The organism is Nocardioides alcanivorans, from assembly GCF_021555175.1.
Classification (GTDB): Bacteria; Actinomycetota; Actinomycetes; order Propionibacteriales; family Nocardioidaceae; genus Nocardioides; species Nocardioides alcanivorans.
Genome location: NZ_JAKGRW010000054.1, coordinates 65,290 through 87,818, shown reverse-complemented (window position 1 = coordinate 87,818; position 22,529 = coordinate 65,290). Strand labels below are relative to the sequence as shown.

At 68.9% G+C, this 22,529-nt stretch carries 21 protein-coding genes and 5 pseudogenes; 10 read left to right on the top strand and 16 right to left on the bottom strand.

Going from position 1 to position 22,529, the window contains the following annotated elements:
* Positions 1–12 precede the first annotated feature (12 nt).
* From sufC to L1066_RS23110, 8 genes are all read right to left on the bottom strand, one after another.
* The gene (gene sufC / locus L1066_RS23145) at positions 13–771 is read right to left on the bottom strand and encodes a Fe-S cluster assembly ATPase SufC (protein WP_235738720.1); all 759 of its coding nucleotides are present in this window, start codon (positions 769–771) and stop codon (positions 13–15) included.
* Between the two features lie 32 nt (positions 772–803).
* Positions 804–1,139, bottom strand: a complete 336-nt coding sequence (locus L1066_RS23140; RefSeq protein WP_235738719.1) for a non-heme iron oxygenase ferredoxin subunit — start codon at positions 1,137–1,139, stop codon at positions 804–806.
* Positions 1,139–2,323 (bottom strand): Fe-S cluster assembly protein SufD, encoded by a 1,185-nt coding sequence (gene sufD, locus L1066_RS23135; RefSeq protein ID WP_235738718.1) that lies wholly within the window; start codon positions 2,321–2,323, stop codon positions 1,139–1,141. The genes L1066_RS23140 and sufD overlap by 1 nt, the downstream gene beginning before the upstream one ends.
* Positions 2,324–2,374: 51 nt before the next feature.
* Positions 2,375–3,802 (bottom strand): Fe-S cluster assembly protein SufB, encoded by a 1,428-nt coding sequence (sufB, locus tag L1066_RS23130; RefSeq protein ID WP_235738717.1) that lies wholly within the window; start codon positions 3,800–3,802, stop codon positions 2,375–2,377.
* A complete protein-coding gene (locus tag L1066_RS23125) occupies positions 3,799–4,494 on the bottom strand; it encodes a helix-turn-helix transcriptional regulator (protein ID WP_312008668.1) in 696 nt (231 codons plus the stop codon). Before L1066_RS23125 ends, sufB begins: the two co-directional genes overlap by 4 nt.
* Before the next feature lie 118 nt (positions 4,495–4,612).
* Positions 4,613–5,002, bottom strand: a complete 390-nt coding sequence (locus tag L1066_RS23120) for an ABC transporter permease (protein WP_235738715.1) — start codon at positions 5,000–5,002, stop codon at positions 4,613–4,615.
* A complete protein-coding gene (locus L1066_RS23115) occupies positions 4,948–5,439 on the bottom strand; it encodes an ABC transporter permease (protein ID WP_235738714.1) in 492 nt (163 codons plus the stop codon). The genes L1066_RS23120 and L1066_RS23115 overlap by 55 nt, the downstream gene beginning before the upstream one ends.
* Entirely contained in the window at positions 5,436–6,410 is a 975-nt protein-coding gene (locus tag L1066_RS23110) for an ATP-binding cassette domain-containing protein (RefSeq protein ID WP_235738713.1), read from the bottom strand. The genes L1066_RS23115 and L1066_RS23110 overlap by 4 nt, the downstream gene beginning before the upstream one ends.
* 114 nt (positions 6,411–6,524) lie before the next feature.
* On the opposite strand from L1066_RS23110, the gene L1066_RS27265 reads away from it, so the two are divergent.
* From L1066_RS27265 to L1066_RS23095, 5 genes and pseudogenes are all read left to right on the top strand, one after another.
* Positions 6,525–6,776, top strand: coding sequence for an ATP-binding cassette domain-containing protein (locus L1066_RS27265; RefSeq protein WP_312008619.1), 252 nt, complete (start codon positions 6,525–6,527; stop codon positions 6,774–6,776).
* Entirely contained in the window at positions 6,776–7,462 is a 687-nt protein-coding gene (locus L1066_RS23105; protein WP_283095587.1) for an ATP-binding cassette domain-containing protein, read from the top strand. Before L1066_RS27265 ends, L1066_RS23105 begins: the two co-directional genes overlap by 1 nt.
* Positions 7,459–8,010, top strand: a pseudogene (locus tag L1066_RS23100) (ABC transporter permease); the annotation flags it as partial. The gene L1066_RS23105 and the pseudogene L1066_RS23100, both read left to right, overlap by 4 nt.
* Positions 8,011–8,087: 77 nt before the next feature.
* A complete protein-coding gene (locus tag L1066_RS28150; protein ID WP_312008673.1) occupies positions 8,088–8,234 on the top strand; it encodes a hypothetical protein in 147 nt (48 codons plus the stop codon).
* A gap of 2 nt (positions 8,235–8,236) precedes the next feature.
* A complete protein-coding gene (locus L1066_RS23095) occupies positions 8,237–9,142 on the top strand; it encodes a COX15/CtaA family protein (protein ID WP_235738712.1) in 906 nt (301 codons plus the stop codon).
* Between the two features lie 238 nt (positions 9,143–9,380).
* Here the strand turns inward: L1066_RS23095 and L1066_RS23090 are convergent, their stop codons facing one another.
* Positions 9,381–10,355 (bottom strand): heme o synthase, encoded by a 975-nt coding sequence (locus L1066_RS23090; RefSeq protein WP_376707723.1) that lies wholly within the window; start codon positions 10,353–10,355, stop codon positions 9,381–9,383.
* Positions 10,356–10,549: 194 nt separating this feature from the next.
* Here L1066_RS23090 and tkt point away from each other — a divergent pair.
* From tkt to pgl, 4 genes and pseudogenes are all read left to right on the top strand, one after another.
* Positions 10,550–12,576 (top strand): annotated as a pseudogene (gene tkt, locus L1066_RS23085) (transketolase).
* A 26-nt stretch (positions 12,577–12,602) separates the two neighbouring features.
* A complete protein-coding gene (tal, locus tag L1066_RS23080) occupies positions 12,603–13,703 on the top strand; it encodes a transaldolase (RefSeq protein ID WP_235738711.1) in 1,101 nt (366 codons plus the stop codon).
* 321 nt (positions 13,704–14,024) lie between these two features.
* The gene (locus L1066_RS23075; RefSeq protein ID WP_235738710.1) at positions 14,025–15,236 is read left to right on the top strand and encodes a hypothetical protein; all 1,212 of its coding nucleotides are present in this window, start codon (positions 14,025–14,027) and stop codon (positions 15,234–15,236) included.
* Positions 15,237–15,294: 58 nt separating this feature from the next.
* Positions 15,295–16,023, top strand: coding sequence for a 6-phosphogluconolactonase (pgl, locus tag L1066_RS23070; protein ID WP_235738709.1), 729 nt, complete (start codon positions 15,295–15,297; stop codon positions 16,021–16,023).
* Positions 16,024–16,138: 115 nt separating this feature from the next.
* On the opposite strand, the gene L1066_RS23065 is transcribed toward pgl, so the two are convergent.
* The 3 genes from L1066_RS23065 to L1066_RS23055 are packed head-to-tail and all read right to left on the bottom strand — an operon-like array spanning position 16,139 to position 17,705.
* Positions 16,139–16,498 carry an RNA polymerase-binding protein RbpA gene (locus L1066_RS23065; RefSeq protein WP_235738708.1) on the bottom strand — a complete coding sequence of 120 codons (360 nt, stop codon included), beginning with the start codon at positions 16,496–16,498 and terminating at the stop codon, positions 16,139–16,141.
* Between the two features lie 41 nt (positions 16,499–16,539).
* Complete coding sequence (gene secG / locus L1066_RS23060) at positions 16,540–16,779, bottom strand: preprotein translocase subunit SecG (RefSeq protein ID WP_235738707.1); 240 nt, start codon at positions 16,777–16,779, stop codon at positions 16,540–16,542.
* 56 nt (positions 16,780–16,835) lie between these two features.
* The gene (locus L1066_RS23055; protein WP_235738706.1) at positions 16,836–17,705 is read right to left on the bottom strand and encodes an ArgP/LysG family DNA-binding transcriptional regulator; all 870 of its coding nucleotides are present in this window, start codon (positions 17,703–17,705) and stop codon (positions 16,836–16,838) included.
* Between the two features lie 78 nt (positions 17,706–17,783).
* Here L1066_RS23055 and L1066_RS23050 point away from each other — a divergent pair, with 78 nt between their 5' ends.
* Entirely contained in the window at positions 17,784–18,392 is a 609-nt protein-coding gene (locus L1066_RS23050) for a LysE/ArgO family amino acid transporter (RefSeq protein WP_235738705.1), read from the top strand.
* A gap of 17 nt (positions 18,393–18,409) precedes the next feature.
* Here L1066_RS23050 and tpiA read toward each other — a convergent pair.
* From tpiA to whiA, 4 genes and pseudogenes are all read right to left on the bottom strand, one after another.
* Positions 18,410–19,214, bottom strand: a pseudogene (tpiA, locus tag L1066_RS23045) (triose-phosphate isomerase).
* Positions 19,214–20,428 (bottom strand): phosphoglycerate kinase, encoded by a 1,215-nt coding sequence (locus L1066_RS23040; RefSeq protein WP_235738704.1) that lies wholly within the window; start codon positions 20,426–20,428, stop codon positions 19,214–19,216. Before L1066_RS23040 ends, tpiA begins: the two are co-directional and overlap by 1 nt.
* 26 nt (positions 20,429–20,454) lie before the next feature.
* Positions 20,455–21,464: pseudogene (gap, locus tag L1066_RS23035) on the bottom strand (type I glyceraldehyde-3-phosphate dehydrogenase).
* Between the two features lie 77 nt (positions 21,465–21,541).
* Positions 21,542–22,526 (bottom strand): annotated as a pseudogene (gene whiA / locus L1066_RS23030) (DNA-binding protein WhiA).
* Between the last annotated feature and the right edge of the window lie 3 nt (positions 22,527–22,529).

The window sequence follows — 22,529 nt, the reverse complement described above, 5'->3', positions numbered from 1 at the left end:
GTTGGCGTGGGCTCAGACCGAAGCGGCCAGGAACCTCTCGTAGCCGTTCGCTTCCAACTCCTCTGCGAGCTCCGGCCCACCGGACTCGGCGACGCGGCCGTTGACGAACACGTGCACCTGGTCGGGCTGGATGTAGCGAAGGATGCGGGTGTAGTGGGTGATCAGCAGCACCGACTTGGCCTCGCGGGCCCGGAACCGGTTGACGCCGTCGGAGACGACCTTGAGCGCGTCGATGTCGAGTCCGGAGTCGGTCTCGTCGAGCACGGCGACCTTGGGGTCGAGCAGGTCGAGCTGGGCCATCTCGTGGCGCTTCTTCTCACCACCGGAGAAGCCCTCGTTGACCGAGCGCTGCGAGAAGGTGGCGTCGAGGTCCATCTGCTCCATGGCAGCGTTGACGTCCTTGACCCAGGTGCGCAGCTTGGGCGCCTCGCCGTCGATGGCGGTCTTGGCGGTGCGCAGGAAGTTCGCGACCGAGACACCAGGCACCTCGACCGGGTACTGCATCGCCAGGAACAGGCCGGCGCGGGCGCGCTCGTCGACGGTCATCTCGAGCACGTCCTCGCCGTCGAGCGTGACCGTGCCCGCGGTGATCTCGTAGCGCGGGTGCCCGGCGATGGAGTAGGCCAGGGTCGACTTGCCGGAGCCGTTGGGGCCCATGATCGCGTGCGTCTCGCCGTCCTTGAGGGTCAGCGTCACGCCCTTGAGGATCTCCTTGGGGCCGTCTTCGGTCTCCACGGAGACGTGCAGGTCCTTGATCTCCAGGGTTGCCATGTCGGTTGTCTCTCTCTCAGATAATTCGATGTTCAGGAGGCGCTGACGCCATTGAGGGTGGTGCTCACGTCGACGAACACCTCGTCGCCGCGAACCTCCACCGGGAAGGTCGCCACCGGCTCGGTGGCGGGCAGGCAGGTGGGCTTGCCGGAGGCCAGGTCGAACGTCGACCCGTGCAGCCAGCACTCCACCGTGCGGTTGGCCACCTCACCCTCGGAGAGGGGTACGGCGGCGTGGGAGCACTCGTCACGCAACGCGAAGAACTCGTCCCCGTCGCGCGCGACGGCCACGTCCATGCCGTCGACCGTCACGCCCAGCGCCTCATCGGCGGGGACGTCGGCAACGGCGCAGGCGCGGACCAGTGCCATCAGGCGTCGACCTCGGCCAGCACGTTCTTGGCGAGTTCGGCCTCGACGGTCGCGAGGAGCTGCTCCTCGATCGACGGCACGCCCACCCTGCGGATGAGGTCGTTGAAGAAGCCGTGCACGACCAGTCGCTGCGCCTCCTTCTCGGAGATGCCGCGCGAGCGCAGGTAGAACAACTGCTCATCGTCGAAGCGGGCCGTCGCGGAGGCGTGTCCCGCCCCGGCGATCTCGCCGGTCTCGATCTCCAGGTTGGGGACCGAGTCGCAGATGGTGCCGTCGGTGAGGATGAGGTTGCGGTTCTCCTCGTAGGTCTCGATGCCCTCGGCAACCTTGCGGATGAGCACGTTGCCGACCCAGACCGTGTGGGCGTCCTTGCCCTGCAGCGCACCCTTGTAGGTCACGTTGCTCTTGGTCTTGGGAGCGTTGTGGTCGGCGAAGAGGCGGTGCTCCAGGTGCTGGCCCTCGTCGGCGAAGTAGAGGCCGAGCAGCTCGGCCTCGCCGCCGGGTCCGGCGTACTCCACGTTGGCGTGGAGGCGCACGAGGTCGCCGCCGAAGGAGATGGCGGTGTGCTTGACCCGTGCGTCACGGCCGACGCGGATGGAGTCGCGGCCCAGGTGCACGGCGTCGTCGGCCCAGTCCTGCAGGGTGAGCACGTTGACGTGCGCGCCGTCGCCGACCAGGAAGCTCTGGATCGCGGAGTAGCGCGTGGAACCGGTGTGCACCAGCACGATGGTGACCTTGGCGTGGGCACCGACCCGGAACAGGGTGCGCCCCCAGACCAGGTCGTCCACCGAGTTGCCGGTGAGGCGGATGATGACGGGCTCATCGATCTGGGCCTCGGCGGGCACGTCGAGGAGCTTCGCCTCGGAGGTCAGCGCCGCCGCGAGGGCAGCCGGACGCTCGTTGGGGGCGAGCTCGCCGAGCTCGACCGCCTCGTCCGCCGTGATGGTGGTCCAGGTGACGCCTTCGGGAAGGGTCGTCTCCAAGCCCAGGTCGCCCTCGGCCGCGGCCCCGTCGAGGAGGCCGCGCAGGCGCTTGATCGGGGTGAAGCGCCAGACCTCCTCGCGCCCGGTCGGCACGGGGTGGTCGGCCAGGTCGTAGGACGCCGGCGGGTTGAGGTGGCTCTCCACCCGGTCGGCCTCGAGGGCCGAAGCGACCGAGTCGCGGCTCGTGTCAGTGACAGTCAACGTAGATGCTCTCTCGTAGTGCTGGTGCAGGGGCTGGATGGGGTGCGTCGGTCAGCCGACCGCGCCCTCCATCTGCAGCTCGATCAGGCGGTTGAGCTCGAGGGCGTACTCCATCGGGAGCTCCTTGGCGATCGGCTCGACGAAACCACGCACGATCATGGCCATCGCCTCGTCCTCCGCCATGCCGCGCGACATGAGGTAGAAGAGCTGGTCGTCGGAGACCTTCGAGACACTCGCCTCGTGGCCCATGGAGACGTCGTCCTCACGGATGTCGACGTAGGGGTACGTGTCGGAGCGGCTGATCTGGTCGACCAGCAACGCGTCACACAGCACGTTGGACTTGGAACCGTGAGCACCCTCGTTGACCTGGATGAGACCGCGGTAGGAGGTACGACCACCACCGCGCGCCACCGACTTGCTCAGGATCGAGCTGGAGGTGTTGGGCGCAGCGTGCACCATCTTGGCGCCGGCATCCTGGTGCTGGCCCTCGCCGGCGAACGCGATGGAGAGGGTCTCGCCCTTCGCGTGCTCGCCCATCAGGTAGACGGCCGGGTACTTCATGGTGACCTTGGAACCGATGTTGCCGTCGACCCACTCCATGGTGGCGCCGGCTTCGCAGACCGCACGCTTGGTCACCAGGTTGTAGACGTTGTTGGACCAGTTCTGGATGGTCGTGTAGCGGACACGGGCGCCCTTCTTCACGATGATCTCGACGACGGCCGAGTGCAACGAGTCGGAGGAGTAGATCGGGGCGGTGCAGCCCTCGACGTAGTGCACGTAGGAGTCCTCGTCGGCGATGATGAGGGTGCGCTCGAACTGCCCCATGTTCTCGGTGTTGATCCGGAAGTAGGCCTGCAGCGGGATCTCGACGTGAACGCCCTTCGGCACGTAGACGAAGGAGCCGCCCGACCACACGGCGGTGTTGAGTGCGGCGAACTTGTTGTCGCCCACCGGGATCACCGTGCCGAAGTACTCCTGGAAGATCTCCGGGTGCTCCTTGAGCGCGGTGTCGGTGTCGAGGAAGAGGACACCCTGCTCCTCGAGGTCTTCACGGATCGAGTGGTAGACGACCTCGGACTCGTACTGCGCGGCGACGCCGGCGACGAGGCGCTGCTTCTCCGCCTCGGGGATGCCGAGCCGGTCGTAGGTGTTCTTGATGTCCTCGGGCAGGTCTTCCCACGACTGCGCCTGCTTCTCGCTGGAGCGGACGAAGTACTTGATGTTGTCGAAGTCGATGCCGTTGAGCTCGGCGCCCCAGTGGGGCATCGGCTTGCGGTCGAAGAGCTTCAGACCCTTGAGGCGCAGGTCGAGCATCCACTGCGGCTCGCTCTTCTTCGACGAGATGTCGCGTACGACGTCGTCGTTGAGACCTCGCCGAGCGGTGGCGCCGGCGTCGTCACTGTCAGACCAGCCGAATTCGTAGCGGCCGATGCCCTTCAGCTCCGGGTTGAGCTCTTCGATGCTCGGGTTGGCAGTCATGAATGCGACTCTCTGTTCTGCTCGTGGATGGGCTCTTGCAGTTTGGGGATGCTGGTGGTGCACACACCGTCGCCGTGGGCGATCGTGGCCAGCCGTTGGACGTGGCGCCCAAGGATCTGACCGATCACCTCGGTCTCGGCCTCGCACAGCTGCGGGAACTCCGCCGCCACGTGCGCAACCGGGCAGTGCTGCTGGCACAGCTGCTCGGCCATCGGCAGCTGCCGGACCGCAGCAGCGAAGCCACGTTGGCTCAGCACCTCGGCCAGCACCTGTGCCGGTGACAACTCGGGCCGCGCTGCGGCCAGCTCGTCGAACTCACCCTCAAGGCTCTCCATCCGACGTCGGGCGAAGGCAGTGACCGCCTCCTCACCACCGGTCTCGGACAGGAAGCGGAGCGCGTCGACGGCCAGCGCGTCGTACTGGTGGTCGAGTCCGTCTCGGCCCGTGTCGGTCAGGCAGAAGACCCGGGCCGGGCGACCGCGGCGGCGGGATCCGTAGACCCGCTCCTCACGCGATTCGACGATGCCCTCCTCGAGCAACAGGTCGAGGTGGCGACGTACGGCAGCGGCCGTGAGTTCCAACCGCTCGGCGAGGGCCGCCGCGGTCGAGGGTCCGTTCTCGAGGATGGAGCGGACCACGCGAGCGCGCGTCGGAGCGTCCCCTCGGGGGCGCCGGAGACCACTCGCTCGAATTGCACAACACCAGTGTGACGTTAATGGAGGAGCCGCTTCAAGCAAGGGGAGCCTAACGTGGACACCGACGCCGCCGTACCCTGTGACACACCTCACCATCGCGCGGCGGGCGCGGCTCTCAGTCGCTGGTACGTCGCTGGAAGCTTCGTAGTGCGAGCGGCGCGATCACGGCCGTGATCCCCAGCGTCCACACCACCGTCATGAGCACCGGATGCTGCAACGGCCAGGCGGCGTCCGGCGGGGCCGGCGGGGTGTTGCCCCACAGCTCCCGGACGGCTTGGACAAGCGAGGAGATCGGATTCCACTCCGCGATGGTGCGCAGCCAGCTCGGCATCCCCTCCGGCGGAGCGAAGGTGTTGGCCAGGAACGTGATGGGGAACATCGTGGTGAACATGACGCCATTGACCGCCTCGACCGAGCGGAGCGTGGAGCCGACCAGGATGCCCACCCAGATCATCGCGAATCCCCACAGGAGGATGAGCCCGTAGGCGAGCAACGCGTCGAGCACGCTCCCCGGATCCGCCAACCGACGATGAGGCCGGTGAGCGACATCACCACCACGCCGATCATCGAGTGCAGCAGGCTGGAGAGGCTGCGGCCCACGAGCACTGCCGCGGGGTGGATCGGCAGGGACCGCATCCGGTCGATGATCCCCTTGTCGATGTCGGCGGTGAGGCCGACGGCCACGATGAACGAGGCAAAGGCGATCGTCTGCCCCATGATCCCCGGGAGCAGCCACTCCCGGTAGCCGGCCGGCGCGTTGGCGGCGATGGAGCCACCGAAGACGTAGGCGAAGAGCAGCACGAACATCACCGGCTGGATGGTGACGTCCATGAGCATCTCGGGCATCCGCTTGATGTGGATGAGGTTGCGGCGCACGATCGCGAGCGATTGGCGCAGCAGTCCGGTGTCGCGGATCTCGGGACGAGCGAGCGGGGCGGTCACGAGAGCACCTCCTCGGGCTCTTCGGTGGGTTCCTCGGCCCGGTGACCGGTGAGCCGGAGGAAGACGTCATCGAGGGTGGGGCGTTTGAGCCCCAGGTCGTCAAGCTCGATGCCGGTGTCCTCGAATGCCACCGCGATGCGCGTCATGTCGCGCAAACCGTCGGCGGGTGCGGTCAGCTGCCGCGCTCCTTCGTCCACGTGCACGTCGTCGACGACCGATCGGATGATCTGCTCGGCCCTGGCGAGATCGGCGGCCTCCGAGACGGTCACCACGACCGCGGCAGCGCCAGAGGAGTCCTTCAGCTGCAGTGGCGTGCCCTCGGCGATCACGCTGCCTTGGTCGATCACGACGATCCGATCGGCCAGTTGGTCGGCCTCCTCGAGGTACTGCGTGGTCAGGAGCAACGTCGTACCGCCGTCGACCAGCTCCCTGAGCACGTCCCACAGCTCCACGCGACTGCGTGGGTCGAGGCCGGTGGTGGGCTCGTCGAGGAAGAGCACCGGCGGCGTTGCCACGAGGCTGACGGCCAGGTCAAGGCGCCGACGCATGCCGCCCGAGTACTCCTTGACCACCTTGTCACCTGCCTCCGCCAGCGAGAAGCGCTCCAGGAGGTCCTCAGTGGCACCGGTCATGTAGCGCCTCGACAGCCCGTAGAGCGCGCCGATGAGACGGAGGTTCTCGCGCCCGGTCAACAGCTCGTCGACGGTGGCGGCCTGGCCGGTGAGGCCCATGCTCCGGCGTACCCCGGACGGGTCGGTGACGACGTCGTGGCCGGCCACGCGCGCGGTGCCGGAGGTGGGCTTGGTCAGCGTGGTCATCATCCGCACCGTCGTGGTCTTGCCGGCGCCGTTGGGGCCGAGCAGCCCCAGCACGGTGCCCTGGGGGACCTCGAAGCTGACGTCGTTGACTGCGATCTGCTCGCCGAAACGCTTGACCAGATGGACTGCCTCGATGGCGGGCTTGTCGGTCATGGTGACGAGACTAGGAGCAGTCGGGTCATCGGCGCCACGCAATTGCGCAGCCGATGTTCCGGAGGGGTCGGACCTGCCCGGTCGAGCACGGGTCGCCACCCCTAGACTGCTCCGGTGCCCTCGTCCGAACCCGCTGTGCTCGTCGACGGCCTGACGATGCGGTATGCCGGCAGGACGGCAGTCGACGACCTCTCGCTCGTGGTCCCCACCGGCACCATCACCGCCGTGCTCGGCCCCAACGGCGCCGGCAAGACCACGACGCTCGAGACCTGCGAAGGCTTCCGCAAGGCGCAGTCGGGCACGGTCCGGGTGCTGGGCCTGGACCCGCACCGCCAGCGGCAGGAGCTGCTCCCCGGATCGGGGTGATGCTGCAGGCCGGTGGCGCCTGGTCCGGGGTCCGGGCGGTCGAGATGCTGCGCCACATCGCTTCGCTGCACGCGAATCCCCTGCCGATCGAGCCCCTGGTCGAGCGACTGGGCCTCCATGAGTGCGGCCGCACTCCCTATCGCCGCCTCTCCGGGGGCCAGCAACAGCGGCTGGGGCTGGCGATGGCCGTCGTGGGTCGCCCCGAGCTGTGCTTCGTCGACGAGCCGACTGCGGGCATGGATCCTGCGGTGCGTCGTACGACGTGGGAGCTGCTGGAGGAGATGCGCGGCGACGGCGTGACGATCGTGCTCACCACCCACTACATGGACGAGGCCGAGCGGTTGGCCGATCTCGTGCACGTGATCGACCACGGCAAGCTGATCGCCACGGGATCTCCCTTCGAGCTCACCCGGAGCCAGGGCGCCGCCACCATTCGGCTGGTCGTCACCGACCCGTTCCCGCCCGAGGCGCCCGGCTCGCTGCAGCGCACCCTGGGTGCTGGCACGCAGGTCCGCCCGCTCAACGAGCAGAGCCTGGTGATCACCGGCTCCGCCGACGCCAGCACGCTGGCCAAGGTCTCGAAGTGGTGCGAGGAGCACGACGTCCTGCCGGAGTCGCTGACCTTGGGGCAGAACACCCTGGAGGACGTCTTCTTGCAACTCACCGGACGAGGACTGAACTCATGACCGGCGGCACCTTCACCCCGGCACCCGGGGCCGCTCCCCTGCACCGGCAGGTACGAGCACAGGCACTGATGGAGACCAAGCTGATCCTCCGCAACGGTGAGCAGCTGCTGTTGGCCGTGGTGATCCCCATCCTGGTGCTGGTGGGCGGCACGCTCGCCGCACGCCGGGTCGACTTCGATCTCGACCATCGGCCGATCGACGTGCTCGCACCCGGCGTCCTGGCCCTGGCGGTCATGGCCACCTCGTTCACGTCGTTGGCGATCGCCACCGGCTTCGAGCGGCGTTACGGGCTGCTCAAGAGGCTGGGCGCCTCCCCGCTGCCGCGGATCGGACTGCTGCTCGGCAAGATCATCGCCCTGCTGTTCGTGCAGGTCTTCCAGGCGGTCGTGATCGCAGTCGCCGCCTTCGCCCTGGGATGGGACCCCGAAGGCGGCGTGATCGGCGTCCTCCTCGCCGTCGGGGCGGCGCTGCTGGGCACGTGCGCCTTCGCCGGACTGGGCTTGGCCCTGGCCGGTGCACTGCGTGCGGAGGCCACCCTGGCGGCGTCCAACCTGATCTTCCTGCTGCTGATGATGGGCGGCGGGATCGTGCTCCCCGTGACACGTACGGCGCCGCGGAGGGCGCGATGCAGTTGCTCCCGTCCGCAGCCCTGGGCGATGCGATGCGAGCTGCCTTCTGGGACGGCCGGGCCGACGGTCCCGCCTTCCTCGTCCTGCTGGTGTGGGCAGCGCTCGGCGCCACCTTGGCCAGTCGTCTCTTCAAGTGGGAGTGAGCATGCGCACCCGCGTGGCCAGCTGGCTGTGGCCGCTGGCAGTCGCCAACATCATCGCCAACATCGGCATCGTCGTCACCGGCGCGGCCGTGCGGCTGACCGGCTCCGGTCTCGGGTGTCCCACGTGGCCCCGGTGCACCGAGGAGTCGTACACCGCCCACGGCGAACTCGGCATCAACGGACTGATCGAGTTCGGCAACCGGCTCCTGACCTTCGTGCTCGCGGCGATTGCGATCCTGTGCTTCCTGTCGGCGCTGTGGAGCCGTGACCGCAAGGCGGCCAGGCTCTCGTTCCTGATCGGCCTCTACATCCCGCTGCAGGCGGTCATCGGCGGGATCACGGTGCTCACCGACCTCAACCCGTGGGTCGTGTCACTGCACTTCTTGTCATCCATGGTGATCATCGTGTTCTGCGCGGCATTGCTCGACCACCTGCGCAGCCCCACCCGCGAGGCATCGCCGCCACGGACCCGGCTCACCGCTGACGCCCTCTTCGCCGTCGGCTGGGTGGTGCTCTACCTCGGCACGGTCGTCACCGGCTCGGGGCCGCACGCCGGAGACATCGATGCCAAGCGCAACGGTCTCGACCCAGCCGTGGTCTCGCAGTTGCATGCCGTCGCGGTCTACCTGCTGGTCGCGCTGACCGTCGTGCTGCTGGTGCTGGCCGTGCGGGCCGGCGACCGCTGGCTCACCGTGTGCACCAGTGCACTGCTGGGCATCGAGTTGCTCCAAGGAGCCATCGGCTGGACGCAGTACCTGCTCGACCTCCCGGTGCTCCTCGTCGCCCTCCACATGCTCGGCGCCGGCCTCCTCACCGCCGGCCTCGCCCGCGTGGTCTTCGCCGTGCGTCCGCACACCTCCGAGGCCGATCACACCGGTCGCCTCTACGCCTTCGCCGCCGGCCGCTGACCGGCGGCGGTGACCACCCGCCCCAGGGGCCTCAAGATTCCCCGCCCGGGCGGGGAAATGGGCGCTTCGCACGCGTATCCACACACACCAAGCGCAGGTTTTCGTCACCCAGTGTGACGGCTGAGACTCCGAGCTGATTCACCCACTGTGTGCCCGAATTGCACTCCTGTGGGCCGTAGCCACGCACACCAAGCCACCATTTCCCCGCCCGGGCGGGAAATCCCAGGACTGGGGCAGATCAGAACTTGAGCAGCGGATCGATCGCGACAGCGACGAAGAGGAGGCTCAGGTAGAGGTTGGAGTGGTGGAACAGGCGCATCGGACGGATGACGGCGAGGTCTTCACTGCCCTTGGCGCGGCCCCACATCCGGTGGGCCTCGACCAGGAAGACGATGCCGAGCACCGCGGCGACGACCGGGTAGAACCAGCCGGTGTCCGCGACGGGCCACAAGAGCATCGAGGTGGCCACCATGACCCACGTGTAGAGCACGATCTGCTTGCCCACCTCGGCGGCGGACCGCACGACGGGCAGCATCGGCACGTCGACGTTGCGGTAGTCCTCGCGGTAGCGCAGCGCCAGCGCCCAGGTGTGCGGCGGGGTCCAGAAGAAGACCACCAGGAAGAGGATGAACGGCGTCCACGCCAACTCACCCGTGACGGCGGTCCAACCGATCATTGCCGGGAAACACCCGGCAATGCCACCCCACACGATGTTCTGCGTGGTGCGCCGCTTGAGCAGCATCGTGTAGCCGAAGACGTAGAACGCGTTGGCACCGAGCGAGAGCATCGCCGAGAGCGGGTTGACCTCCACCCACAGGATCACCGTCGAGAGGATCGCGAGGATCGTGGCGAAGATGAGTGCCGAGCGTGCCGAGACCACATGGCGGGGCAGGGCACGGCGTCGGGTACGACGCATCTGCTCGTCGATGTCGCGGTCGTAGACGCAGTTGTAGGTCGATGCGGAGCCGGCGGAGAACGCACCGCCGATCACGGTCGCGATCACCAGACGCAGGTCGGGAATACCCTTCTCCGCGTAGAACATCACCGGGACGGTGGTCAGGAGCAGCAGCTCCAGGACGCGGGGCTTCGTCAACCCGACGTAAGCACCGACGATGTCCTTCCAGCCCACCCGTTCCGGGTCGCCTGCTCCGGGCGCACCACCGGAAGAACCGGTCTGCTGGGCGCCTTCAGCCGACTGGCCGACGTGAGTCACATGAACCTCGGGATGCTGAGCGGTGGGGCCTTGGCTCAGGACGAGCCGGAGGTGAGTCTATCGCTCCCCTTGAGTAGGCTCTGAATCAGCCCACGACACTGCATTCGAGAGGACCCTCCTTTGAGCACCGAATCCCCCGCCTTGAGTGGACCGAACTCGACCGGCGGGCGGTCGACACGGTGCGGGTGTTGGCCATGGACGCGGTGCAGAAGGTCGGCAACGGCCACCCGGGCACCGCCATGAGCCTGGCGCCTGCGGCCTACCTCCTCTTCCAGAAGGTCATGCGGCACGACCCGGCCGACCCGCAGTGGGTGGGCCGCGACCGCTTCGTGCTCTCGTGCGGTCACAGCAGCCTCACGCACTACATCCAGCTCTACCTGGCCGGTTTCGGCCTCGAGCTCGACGACCTCAAGTCCTTCCGCACCTGGGGCTCCAAGACTCCTGGGCACCCCGAGTTCGGCCACACCGCGGGCGTCGAGACCACGACGGGCCCCCTGGGGCAGGGCATCTCCAACGCGGTGGGCATGGCCATGGCTGCACGCCGCGAGCGCGGCATGCTCGACCCCGAGACACCGGCCGGTGAGTCCCCCTTCGACCGCCACGTCTACGTCATCGCCTCCGACGGTGACCTGCAGGAGGGTGTCTCCGCCGAGGCGTCCGCCATCGCCGGTCACCAGCAGCTGGGCAACCTCACCGTCATCTGGGACGACAACAAGATCTCCATCGAGGGCGACACCGACATCGCCTTCACCGAAGACGTCGCCAAGCGCTACGAGGCCTACGGCTGGCACGTGCAGCACGTCGACTGGACCAACGGCGGCAGCAAGTACGTCGAGGACGTGCAGGCCCTGTACGACGCCATCGAGACCGCCCGCACCGTCACCGAACGGCCCTCGATGATCGTGCTCAACACCATCATCGCCTGGCCGGCCCCCAACGCCCAGAACACCGAGGCGTCCCACGGCTCCGCGCTCGGCGACGCCGAGGTCGCTGCCACCAAGGCGATCCTGGGGTTCGATCCCGAGCAGACCTTCGAGGTCAGCGACGAGGTGCTCGCCCACACGCGCAAGGCCATCGAACGCGGTGCCACCGCCGGTGCCGAGTGGGACAAGGTCTACCGGGCTTGGGCCGACGCCAACCCCGACAGCGCCGCCCTCCTCAAGCGTCTGCGCGCTCGCGAGCTCCCCGAGGGCTGGGACGCCGACCTGCCGACGTACCCCGCCGACACCAAGGGCGTTGCCACACGCTCCGCGTCCGGCAAGGCGATCAACGCCCTCGCCCCGCACCTGCCCGAGCTCTGGGGTGGGTCGGCCGACCTCGCCGGCTCCAACAACACCACCATCTCCGGTGTCCCGTCGTTCGGGCCCGCCGAGCACACCACCGAGCAGTGGACGACCGACCCGCAGCTCGGCCGGGTGCTCCACTTCGGCATCCGTGAGCACGCCATGGGCGCGATCATCAACGGCATCACCCTCGGCGGCCTGACCCGCGTCTTCGGCGGCACCTTCCTCCAGTTCGCCGACTACATGCGTCCGTCGGTCCGCCTCGCGGCGCTGATGCAGATCCCGAGCATCTTCGTGTGGACACACGACTCCGTCGGTCTCGGCGAGGACGGTCCGACCCACCAGCCGATCGAGCACATCGCAGCACTGCGGGCCATTCCCGGTCTCGACGTCGTCCGACCTGCCGACGCCAACGAGACCACCGCAGCCTGGCACGCGGTGATCCAGCAGACCGACCGTCCCGTCGGCCTCTGCCTGAGCCGCCAGAACGTGCCCACCTTCCCGCGCGGCACCGACGGCTTCGCCACCACCGACGGCGTGGCCAGGGGGCCTACGTGCTCCTCGACAGCGAGGGCACTCCCGACGTGATCCTGGTCGCCACCGGCTCCGAGGTGCAGTTGGCCGTCGCCGCCCGGGAACAGCTGGCCGCCGACGGTGTCTCCGCACGCGTCGTGTCGATGCCGTGCCGCGAGTGGTTCGACTCCCAGCCTCAGGACTACCGCGACTCCGTCCTTCCGCCGTCGGTGCGGGCGCGCGTCTCGGTGGAGGCAGGCATCGGCCTCGGCTGGCGCGAGATCGTCGGCGACGCCGGTCGCATCGTCTCCATCGAGCAGTACGGCGCCTCGGCCGACTACCAGCGCATTCTGAACGAGTACGGCGTCACTGCCGACGCGGTCGCAGGCGCGGCCCGCGAGAGCATCAGCGCAGCAGCCCACTGAACCCCCAGAGAACCCCGGAGAACCACATGAATGACCGGCTGCAGAAACTCTCGGAGGCCGGCGTCTCCGTCTGGCTCGACGACCTCTCCCGCGAGCGGCTGGAGACGGGCAATCTCGCCGAACTCGTCCGCGAGCGCTCCGTCGTCGGCGTCACCACGAACCCGACGATCTTCGCCTCCGCGCTGGCCGACGGCGAGCGCTACACCGACCAGATGCGTGACCTCGTCGCGGCCGGTGCCGGCGTCGACAAGGTGATCCACGAGCTCACGACCGCCGATGTCCGCACTGCCTGCGACGTGCTGGCCAAGGTCCACGCCGGTGCTCCCCAGGACGGGCGGGTCTCCATCGAGGTGGAGCCCGGTCTCGCGATGGATGCCGAAGGCACCGCCGTGCAGGCGAAGGAGCTGTGGACGGCGATCGACCGGCCCAACCTGATGGTCAAGATCCCAGCGACGGTGCCGGGGCTGACTGCGATCACCGCGGCCATCGCCGAGGGCATCAGCGTCAACGTGACCCTGATCTTCAGCCTCGAGCGCTACCGCGCGGTCATGGACGCCTATCTGAATGGTCTCGAGCAGGCCGCCGCGAAGGGTATCGACCTGTCGGGCATCCACTCGGTGGCCTCCTTCTTCGTCTCCAGGGTCGACGCGGAGGTCGACAAGCGTCTCGACGCGATCGGTACCGAAGCGGCGGCAGCGCTGCGGGGCAAGGCCGCTCTCGCCAACGCGCGCATCGCCCACGCGGCGCATCGCGAGGTCTTCGCGTCCGAGCGGTTCTCCGCACTCGCCAATGCCAACGTGCAGCGGCCGCTGTGGGCGTCGACCGGTGTCAAGGACCCCGCCTATCCCGACACCCTCTACGTCAGCGACCTGGTCGTCGCCGGCTGTGTCAACACGATGCCGGAGAAGACCATGGAGGCCTTCGCCGACCATGGCAAGGTCACCGGCGACACGGTCACGGGCCGAGCTGACGAAGCCGCACAGGTGCTGGCGTCCCTGGCCGAGGTCGGCATCGACTTCGACGAGGTGCTGGCACTCCTGGAGCGCGAGGGGGTGGAGAAGTTCGTCGTCTCGTGGGACGAGCTCGTTGCCACCGTCACCGAGCAGATGGCGGTGGTCGGCGCGTGACGGGCAGCGGCTGGGATCTGTTGGTCGAGCATCCCGCTGAGGTCGATCTCCAGGCGACGGTACGCCGGCTCGTGACCGACCGCGTCGCCTCGCGGATTGCTGCGCACGACGCCACCTTGTGGGGTCCGGCCGCGGAGGAGGAAGCCGCACAACGCCTGGGCTGGACCGATCTGCACGAACGTTCCCTCCCCTCGTGCCCGAGATCGAGGCGCTGCGCGACACCCTCGCGGCCGACGGCATCACCCGCGTCGTGCTGTGTGGCATGGGCGGTTCGTCGTTGGCTCCGGAGGTGATCTGCACCGAGGCAAACGCCCCCTGGAGATGCTCGACTCCTCCTCGCCCGACGTCGTACGCCGAGGGCTCGCCGGCGACCTCGAGCGCACGGTCGTGGTGGTCAGCAGCAAGTCCGGCGGCACGGTCGAGACCGACAGCCAGCGACGGGCCTTCGAGGCTGCCTTCCGCGGCGCAGGCATCGACCCGACCCGCCGTATCGTCGTCGTTACCGACCCGGGATCACCGCTCGACGAGCAGGCGTCCGCCTCGGGCTACCGGGTCTTCCATGCGGACCCGACGGTCGGCGGGCGCTACTCCGCCCTGAGCGCCTTCGGGCTCGTGCCCTCGGGCATTGCCGGCGCCGACATCGCCCGCTTGTTGGACGACGCGGCGCAGGTCGCGCCGGCCACTGCCACCGATGACGTCGACAACCCGATCCTGCGCCTCGGCGCTCTGCTGGCACTCGGCGTCCAACACGGTGTCGACAAGGCCGTGCTGGCCGACAGTGATGCCGAGCGTGCCGGACTCGGTGCCTGGATCGAGCAGTTGGTGGCGGAATCGACCGGCAAGCAGGGCACCGGCGTCCTCCCGATCAGCGTGCCGTCCACCCGCGCTCCCAACTTCGATCCCAGCACCCCCGACAGCCTGCTGTGCAGTTGGGGCGCGACCCCGGTGTTCGACCGGGTTCGTCCGGCCTCGGGCTTCGATGCCCATCTCCGGGCTCCGCTGGGCGCCCAGTTCCTCGTCTGGGAGGGCGCGACCGCGGTCGCCAGCCACCTGCTGGGGATCAACCCCTTCGACCAGCCGGATGTCGAGAGCGCCAAGGCTGCTGCCCGTGAGATGCTCTCCGGCGACATCGAGGACGCCGCCCCAGCATTCACCGACGGTCCGGTCCAGGTCTTCGCGGGACCGTGGCTGCCGGCGGGAACCTCCGACGCCCGGGGCGCGCTGCGGGCACTGCTCGACCGGATCGACCCGGCCCGCGGCTACCTCGGCATCCATGCCTACCTCGACGACCAGCGCGACGCGCCGGTGGCCGGGCTCCGCGAGAGCCTCGCCACCCTGACCGCGCGCCCGGTCACCTTCGGATGGGCGCCACGCTTCCTGCACTCGACCGGCCAGTACCACAAGGGGGCCCGCAGACCGGAGTCTTCCTCCAACTCACCTGTGACCCCCAGCAGGACCTGGAGGTGCCCGGTCGCGAGTTCACATTCGGTGAGTTCCAGGCCTCGCAGGCGGTGGGCGACGCCCGGGTCCTGAGCCAACGGGGCCGGCCAGTGCTCCGCTTCCACGTGACCTCGCCCGAAGGATTGGCACAGTGGGTGCGCAGCCTTCTGTGACCCGCACGGTCCTGCCCACCGCCGAGGCGCTCGCGGGTGCGGTGGCCCAGGCCCTGGTCGTCCGGCTGGGTGAGGCCCAGGTTGCCGGTCGGGTGCCGGCCGTCGCCCTCACCGGCGGCACCATCGCCGCGTCGATCCACCGCGCGCTCGCCGACATCGGACCCGGCTCCGGCGTCGACTGGGGTCTGGTCGACTTCTGGTGGGGAGACGAACGCTTCGTTGCGGCCGACTCACCCGACCGCAACGCACGCGACGTACTGCCCTTGCTGGCCGCGTTGGGAGCCGACCCTGCCCGAGTGCACCCCATGCCTGCCGCCGATGGGCTCAGCCTCGGGTTGGCCTCGCAGCAGTACGCCGACGAGTTGCGCCAGCACGGTGGCGGCGAGTTCGAGGTGGTCATGCTGGGCATCGGTCCCGATGGGCACGTGGCCTCGCTGTTCCCGGGACACCGGGCCCTGACCGTCGAGGAACAGATCACCGTCGCCGTCACCGACTCCCCCAAGCCACCGCCTGAGCGCATCTCACTGACCTTCGAGGCCCTGCGGCGCACCCGCGAACTGTGGCTCGTGGCCAGCGGCACCGGCAAGGCGGACGCCGTCCGTGCAGCCCACCTGCCGGGGCCAGTGGAGGCGATCCCGGCCCGCGGCGTACGCGGACGACTCGGCACCGTGTGGTGGCTCGACCGGGACGCTGCAGCGGCCCTCTGAACCCATCAGCCGGGACTTGGCGTGGCAATTGCATGCTTGGTGGCTGTTGCTACAACCGCCAAGCGGGCAATTCCCCGCCCGGGCGGGGAATCTTGTGACGCAAGTGACCGGTGCGTCAGAAGATGATGTCGCCGGCCTTGCGGCGCGAACGCAGCAACTGCAGGGCCTCGGCGAGGATGTCCTCGGCCTCCTCGTCGGAGCGCCGCTCCTTCACGTAGGCCAGGTGGGTCTTGTAGGGCTCGTTCTTCGGGGCCGGCGGCGGGTTCTCGGCGTCGAGACTCGCCGGGAGTCCGCAGCGCGGGCAGTCCCAGGTCTCGGGCACCTTCGCCTCGACGGCGAAGGTGATCGCCGACCGATGGTCATGGGCACAGAAGTAGATGACCTGCTGCCTGGGCGCGGCTTCACCGCGCTCGGCCTCGCCCACGGGACCTGATCCGATCCGCGTGCCTCGGATCGCGCTACCTGCACCGGCCACTGGTGTTCCTCTCAGAGCACTCTTCTGGGAAAGGCTAGGGGTCAGACTCCGCCGAAGGCCACGAGCACCGTCAGGGCGATGATGCACGCCGCCCAGATGAGGCCCATGCCGACCGTGAGCCGGTCGAGGTTGCGCTCGGCCACCGAGGAACCGCCCAGCCCGCTGGAGACACCGCCGCCGAACATGTCGGAGAGACCACCGCCGCGTCCCTTGTGCAGGAGGACGAGCATGATCAGCGCGAGGCTGGTGATCACGAGGATGATGGTGAAGAGCGTTTCCACGAGGCAGAGCCTATCCGACGGCTACGTGAGCCACCGCACCCGGATGCCATGTCGCATCACCGGTGCAGTCGCGTGGCCGCCCGGCGTACGTCGGCACTGAGCTCGTCGAGAGCATCACTCGACAAGCGCCACCGCTGCCAGTGCAGCGTCACCGTCAGCGACTCGGCTCCCGGCAGCAGTTCCACCCGGCCCGACCGCAGCGATGCTTCGAGCTGCCCCTCGGGCAGCATTCCCCACCCCAGGCCGGCTTCGACCGCCGCCAGGAAGTCGGCCGACGTGGGGACGCGGTGGACCACCGGAGGACGGGCCGTCCCCCGTTGCTCGAGCACCCTGTCCTGGAGCCGGTCCACCTCGTTGAACACCACCATCGGCAGCGCTTCCCAGTCCATCCCGGTGCCACGGCGGTGCCGCGCCACCAGGTCGGGCGTCGCCACTGGCGAGTAGCGCTGCTCCCCCAACCGCGTCACGACGCATCCCTGCACCGGTTCGGGATCGTCGGTGATCGCAGCGACCACGTCTCCACGGCGGAGCAGGGCCTGCGAGTGTGCCTGGTCCTCCACGTACAGGCGCAGGGTCAGTCCCGGCCGAGCGGCCACTGCCGCCAGCACCGGCCGGAACCAGGTCGCCAACGAATCGGCGTTGACCGCGACCGGGAGATCGACCACGCCCCGTCCGTCGAGCTCGACCGACGCCTCCGCGGCGAGCAGGCGAAGCTGCCTGCCCAACTTCAACAGCGGCTCGCCGGCCCTGGTCACCCCCACCGGCGTGGTCCGCTGCAGCAGGACGGTGCCGGCTGCCCGCTCGAGGGCACGGACCCGCTGACTGACAGCGCTCGGAGTCAGCTGCAGCGTGCGGGCGGCACCCTCGAAGGTGCCCTGTTCTGCGATCGTGACGAGGGTCTCCAGCTGAGCAGGGTCGAACCGCATGCCCTCAGTGAAGCACTACTTCACTGACGCAACAAACATTCACTGGACTGCATCTGCGTGGCTGCCTAGTTTGGAGCGGTGCTCCCCACCGCGTCGGCCGGCCTCCTCACCGGCCTCAGCCTCATCATCGCCATCGGAGCGCAGAACGCCTACGTCCTCCGACAAGGTCTCCTTCGCTCGCACGTGGGGCCGGTCGTACTGGTGTGCGCAGTCTCCGACCTGGTGCTGATCCTGGCCGGGGTGGCGGGGATCGGCGTCCTCGTCGACCGCGCCGGCTGGTTGGTCGAGGTCGTCCGCTGGCTCGGCGTCGCCTTCCTGCTCTGGTACGCCGCTGCGTCGTTGCGGCGGGCCCGCCACCCCGAGTCCCTGGGGGTCGGTGCAGCCGTCGGCGCCGAGCGACGTCGTACGGCCGTCGGCCGGGCGATGGCGCTCACCTGGCTCAACCCGCACGTCTACCTCGACACCGTGCTGCTCATCGGTTCCCTCGCCGCCGCCCAGGGCAGCATCGAGGCACGCTGGTGGTTCGGCGCGGGAGCGGCGACGGCGAGCGTCTGGTGGTTCGCCTCGCTCGGGTTCGGCGCCCGGCTGCTGGCACCCCTGCTGCGAAGTCCGCGTGCGTGGCAGATGTTGGAGATGGCGATCGCGGCGACGATGCTCTTCGTCGCCGCGATGCTCGCCCGCGGTTGAACTGCTCGGCAGTCTGCTCAGAGCACCGGCATGTCCTGGTAGCGGCAGATGCCGCCGAACTCGTCGACGTCGAGGCTCGCTCCCCGACCAGGGCACCGTCGACGTCGGGCTGCTGCATGATCGCGCCGATGTTGGCCGGCTTGACCGACCCCCGTAGAGGACGCGTACGGCGGAGCCCACCTCGTCGCCGTGCACCTCGGCGATCCGTGCGCGGATCGCGGCACAGACCTCCTGGGCGTCAGCGGGGGTGGCAACCTCGCCCGTGCCGATCGCCCACACCGGCTCATAGGCGATCACGAGCCCGGCAACCTGCTCGGCAGTGAGGCCGGCCAGGGAGCCGTCGACCTGCGCAAGCGTGTGCTCGACGTGTTCGCCCGCCTTGCGGACCTCGAGGCCCTCACCGACGCACACGATCGGCACGATGCCGGCCTCGATGGCCTTGCGGGCCTTGGTGTTGACCAGCGAGTCGACCTCCCCGTGGTCCTGACGGCGCTCGGAGTGCCCGACGACCGCATAGCTGCAGCCGAGTTTGGCGAGCATTGAAGCGGAGACCTCACCCGTGTGGGCGCCCGCGTCGTGGGCGGAGACGTCCTGGGCGCCGTAACGGATCTTCAGGCGGTCGCCGTCGACGAGGGTCTGGACCGACCGGATGTCGGTGAAGGGTGGCAGCACCACCACCTCGGTCCGCTGGTGGTCGTGCTTCTTGTCCGAAAGGCTCCAGGCAAGCTTCTGGACGAAGACCACGGCCTCCTGGTGGTTCTTGTGCATCTTCCAGTTGCCCGCCATCAGCGGGACACGCCCGGGCTTCTTCGTCGAGACCATCAGTCCTCCAGGATCGAGATGCCGGGCAGTTCCTTGCCCTCGAGGTATTCGAGGCTGGCTCCGCCCCCGGTCGAGATGTGCCCGAACGCGTCGTCAGTGAAGCCGAGGCGGCGCACAGCGGCGGCGGAGTCACCGCCACCGACCACGGACAGCCCGTCGACCTCGGTGAGCGCCTGGGCCACCGCGCGGGTGCCACCGGCGAAGGCGTCGACCTCGAAGACCCCCATGGGGCCGTTCCAGAAGACGGTGCGAGCCTTGCCAAGCGCTGCGGCGAAGGCGGCAGCGGAGTCGGGACCGATGTCGAGACCGAGACTGTCTGCAGGGATGGCGTCGGCCGCGACGACGGACGGCTCCGGCGCACGGTCGCCCGACGGGAAGGCGCTGTCGACCACGATGTCGGTCGGCAGCATGATCGTGACACCGAGCTTCTCCGCCCGCGCCAAGTAGTCACGACAGGTGTCCAGCTGGTCGGCCTCGAGGAGGCTCTTGCCCACCTCGAGCCCCTGGGCTGCGAGGAACGTGAAGACCATGCCGCCGCCGATCAGGAGGTGGTCGGCCTTGCCGAGCAGGTTGTCGATCACCCCGAGCTTGTCGGAGACCTTGGAGCCGCCCAGCACGACGGCATAGGGGCGCTCGGGCGAGTCCGTCAGACGACGGAGCACGTCGATCTCGGTGCCGACCAGGTTGCCCATGGCGTGCGGGAGCCGCGCGGCGACGTCGTACACGGAGGCCTGCTTGCGGTGCACCACCCCGAAGCCGTCGCTGACGAAACCGTCAGCGAGCGCTGCCAGCTGGTCGGCGAAGGCGCCGCGCTCGGCGTCGTCCTTGCTGGTCTCTCCGGCGTTGAAGCGCACGTTCTCGAGGAGCGCAATATCTCCGTCCGCCAGGCCGCTGACGGTCTCGCTGGCAGCATCGCCCACGGTGTCGGTGGCGAAGGCCACGGGCCGGCCGAGCACCTCGCCGAGTCGCTCGGCCACCGGAGCCAGGGAGTACGCCGCGTCCGGGGCTCCCTTCGGCCGTCCGAGGTGGGCGACGACCACGACGCGCGCGCCCGCGTCAGCCAGTGCCGCGATCGTGGGCGCACTGGCCCGGATCCGTCCGTCGTCGGTGATCGTGGTGCCGTCGAGCGGCACGTTGAGGTCGGAGCGGACGAGGATCCGCTTGCCGCTCAGGGAGCCCCCGAGCGCAGCGGTCAACGAATCGATGCCGGGCATGTGTTCCTCTGGTTCAGGTGTGCGGATCAGAGCGAGGCCCCGACGAGTTCGATCAGGTCGACCAGCCGGTTGGAGTAGCCCCATTCGTTGTCGTACCACCCGACGACCTTGACCTGGTTTCCGATCACCTTGGTCAACGGTGCGTCGAAGATGCACGACGACGGATGAGTGACGATATCCGACGAGACGATCGGGGCGTCGGAGTACGTCAGGTAGGCGGCGAGGTCGCCCTCGGCAGCGGCAGCTGCGAAGAGCTGGTTGACCTCTGCCGCGCTGGTCTCACGACTGACGGTGACGGTGAGGTCGCTCACCGACCCGGTTGGCACCGGCACTCGCAAGGCATAGCCGTCGAGGCGTCCGTCCAGCTCCGGGATGACCAGTCCGATGGCCTTGGCAGCGCCGGTGGAGGTGGGGACGACGTTGACCGCGGCAGCGCGTGCTCGGCGCAGGTCGCGGTGCACGTTGTCCTGGAGGTTCTGGTCGGCCGTGTAGGCGTGCACGGTCGTCAGCAGGCCACGCTCGATGCCCAGCCCGTCGTGGAGGACCTTGGCCAGCGGGCCGAGGCAGTTGGTGGTGCAGGAGGCGTTGGAGATCACCGTGTGCGACGACGGGTCGTAGTCCCGGTGGTTGACCCCCATCACCACCGTGATGTCCTCCCCTTCGCCGGCGCCGAGATGATCACCTTGTGGGCCCCGCCGGAGGTCACGTGGGCGCGAGCAGCAGCTGCCTCGGTGAAGTGTCCGGTGGACTCGACGACGACGTCGACGCCCGACTCGTGCCAAGGGATCCGGCCCGGGTCCCGCTCCTCGTGGGCGACGAAGCTCGTCGTCCCCACGACGATGCGGTGGTCCTCGGCGTGCACGTCGGCGTCCAGGACACCCAGGGTCGTGTCGTACTTCAGCAAGTGGGCCAAGGTGGGCAGGTCACCCAGGTCGTTGACCGCCACCACCTCGAGGTCTGCGTCGGAGGCCAGCACTGCCCGGTAGAAGTTCCGGCCGATCCGACCGAAGCCGTTGATTCCGACGCGCACGGTCATCGGTGCCACCTCTCGCTGGAGACCAGGGACTACTCCCGAGGCTAGGCCATGCGACCCAAAGCGACCGGCGATGCGCGCTACTCGGCGTCGGCGAGCATCTCCGGCGTCAACGACGCCTCGGTGTCAGGGATGCCGAGCTCCTCGGCCCGCTTGTCAGCCATGGCCAAGAGCCGACGGATGCGTCCGGCGATGGCGTCCTTGGTGAGCACCGGGTCGTGCAGCTGGCCGAGCTCCTCGAGGGAGGCCTGCTTGTGCTGCAGCCGCAGGTGACCGGCAAGTCGCAGATGATCGGGGTGCCCTCGCCAAGGATCTCCAGGGCGCGTTCCACGCGAGCACCCGCAGCCACGGCGGCACGAGCGGAACGGCGGAGGTTGGCGTCGTCGAAGTTGGCGAGGCGATTGGCCGTCGCACGCACCTCGCGGCGCATCCGACGCTCCTCCCAGGCCATCAGCGCCTCGTGGGCACCGAGGCGGGTGAGCAGTGCACCGATGGCGTCACCGTCGCGGATGACCACCCGGTCGACTCCCCGCACCTCGCGCGCCTTGGCCTGGATGTTGAGGCGGCGCGCGACGCCGACGAGCGCAAGCGCGGCCTCGGGACCGGGGCAGGTCACCTCGAGCGAGGAGGACCGGCCCGGTTCGGTGAGCGAGCCGTGGGCAAGGAAGGCACCGCGCCAGGCAGCCACCGCGTCGCAGGCTGCGCCGGAGACGACCTGGGGAGGCAGGCCCCGGACCGGGCGCCCGCGCTGGTCGAGCAGACCCGTCTGACGGGCGAGCGACTCGCCGTCACGGACGACACGCAGCACATAACGATTGCCGCGCTTGAGGCCGGCCCCTGCACGACGGCGACCTCCGCGGGATGACCGAAGACCTCGGCGATGTCGGTGCGCAACCGGCGCGCAGCGGCTCCGGTGTCGAGCTCCGCCTCGACCACGATGCGGCCGCTGACGATGTGCAGGCCACCGGCAAAACGCAGCGTCGTCGAGACCTCAGCCTTGCGGCAGCACGTCTTCGTGGTCTGGGTGCTCGCAAGCTCCGACTTCACCTGTGCCGTCATTGCCATGGC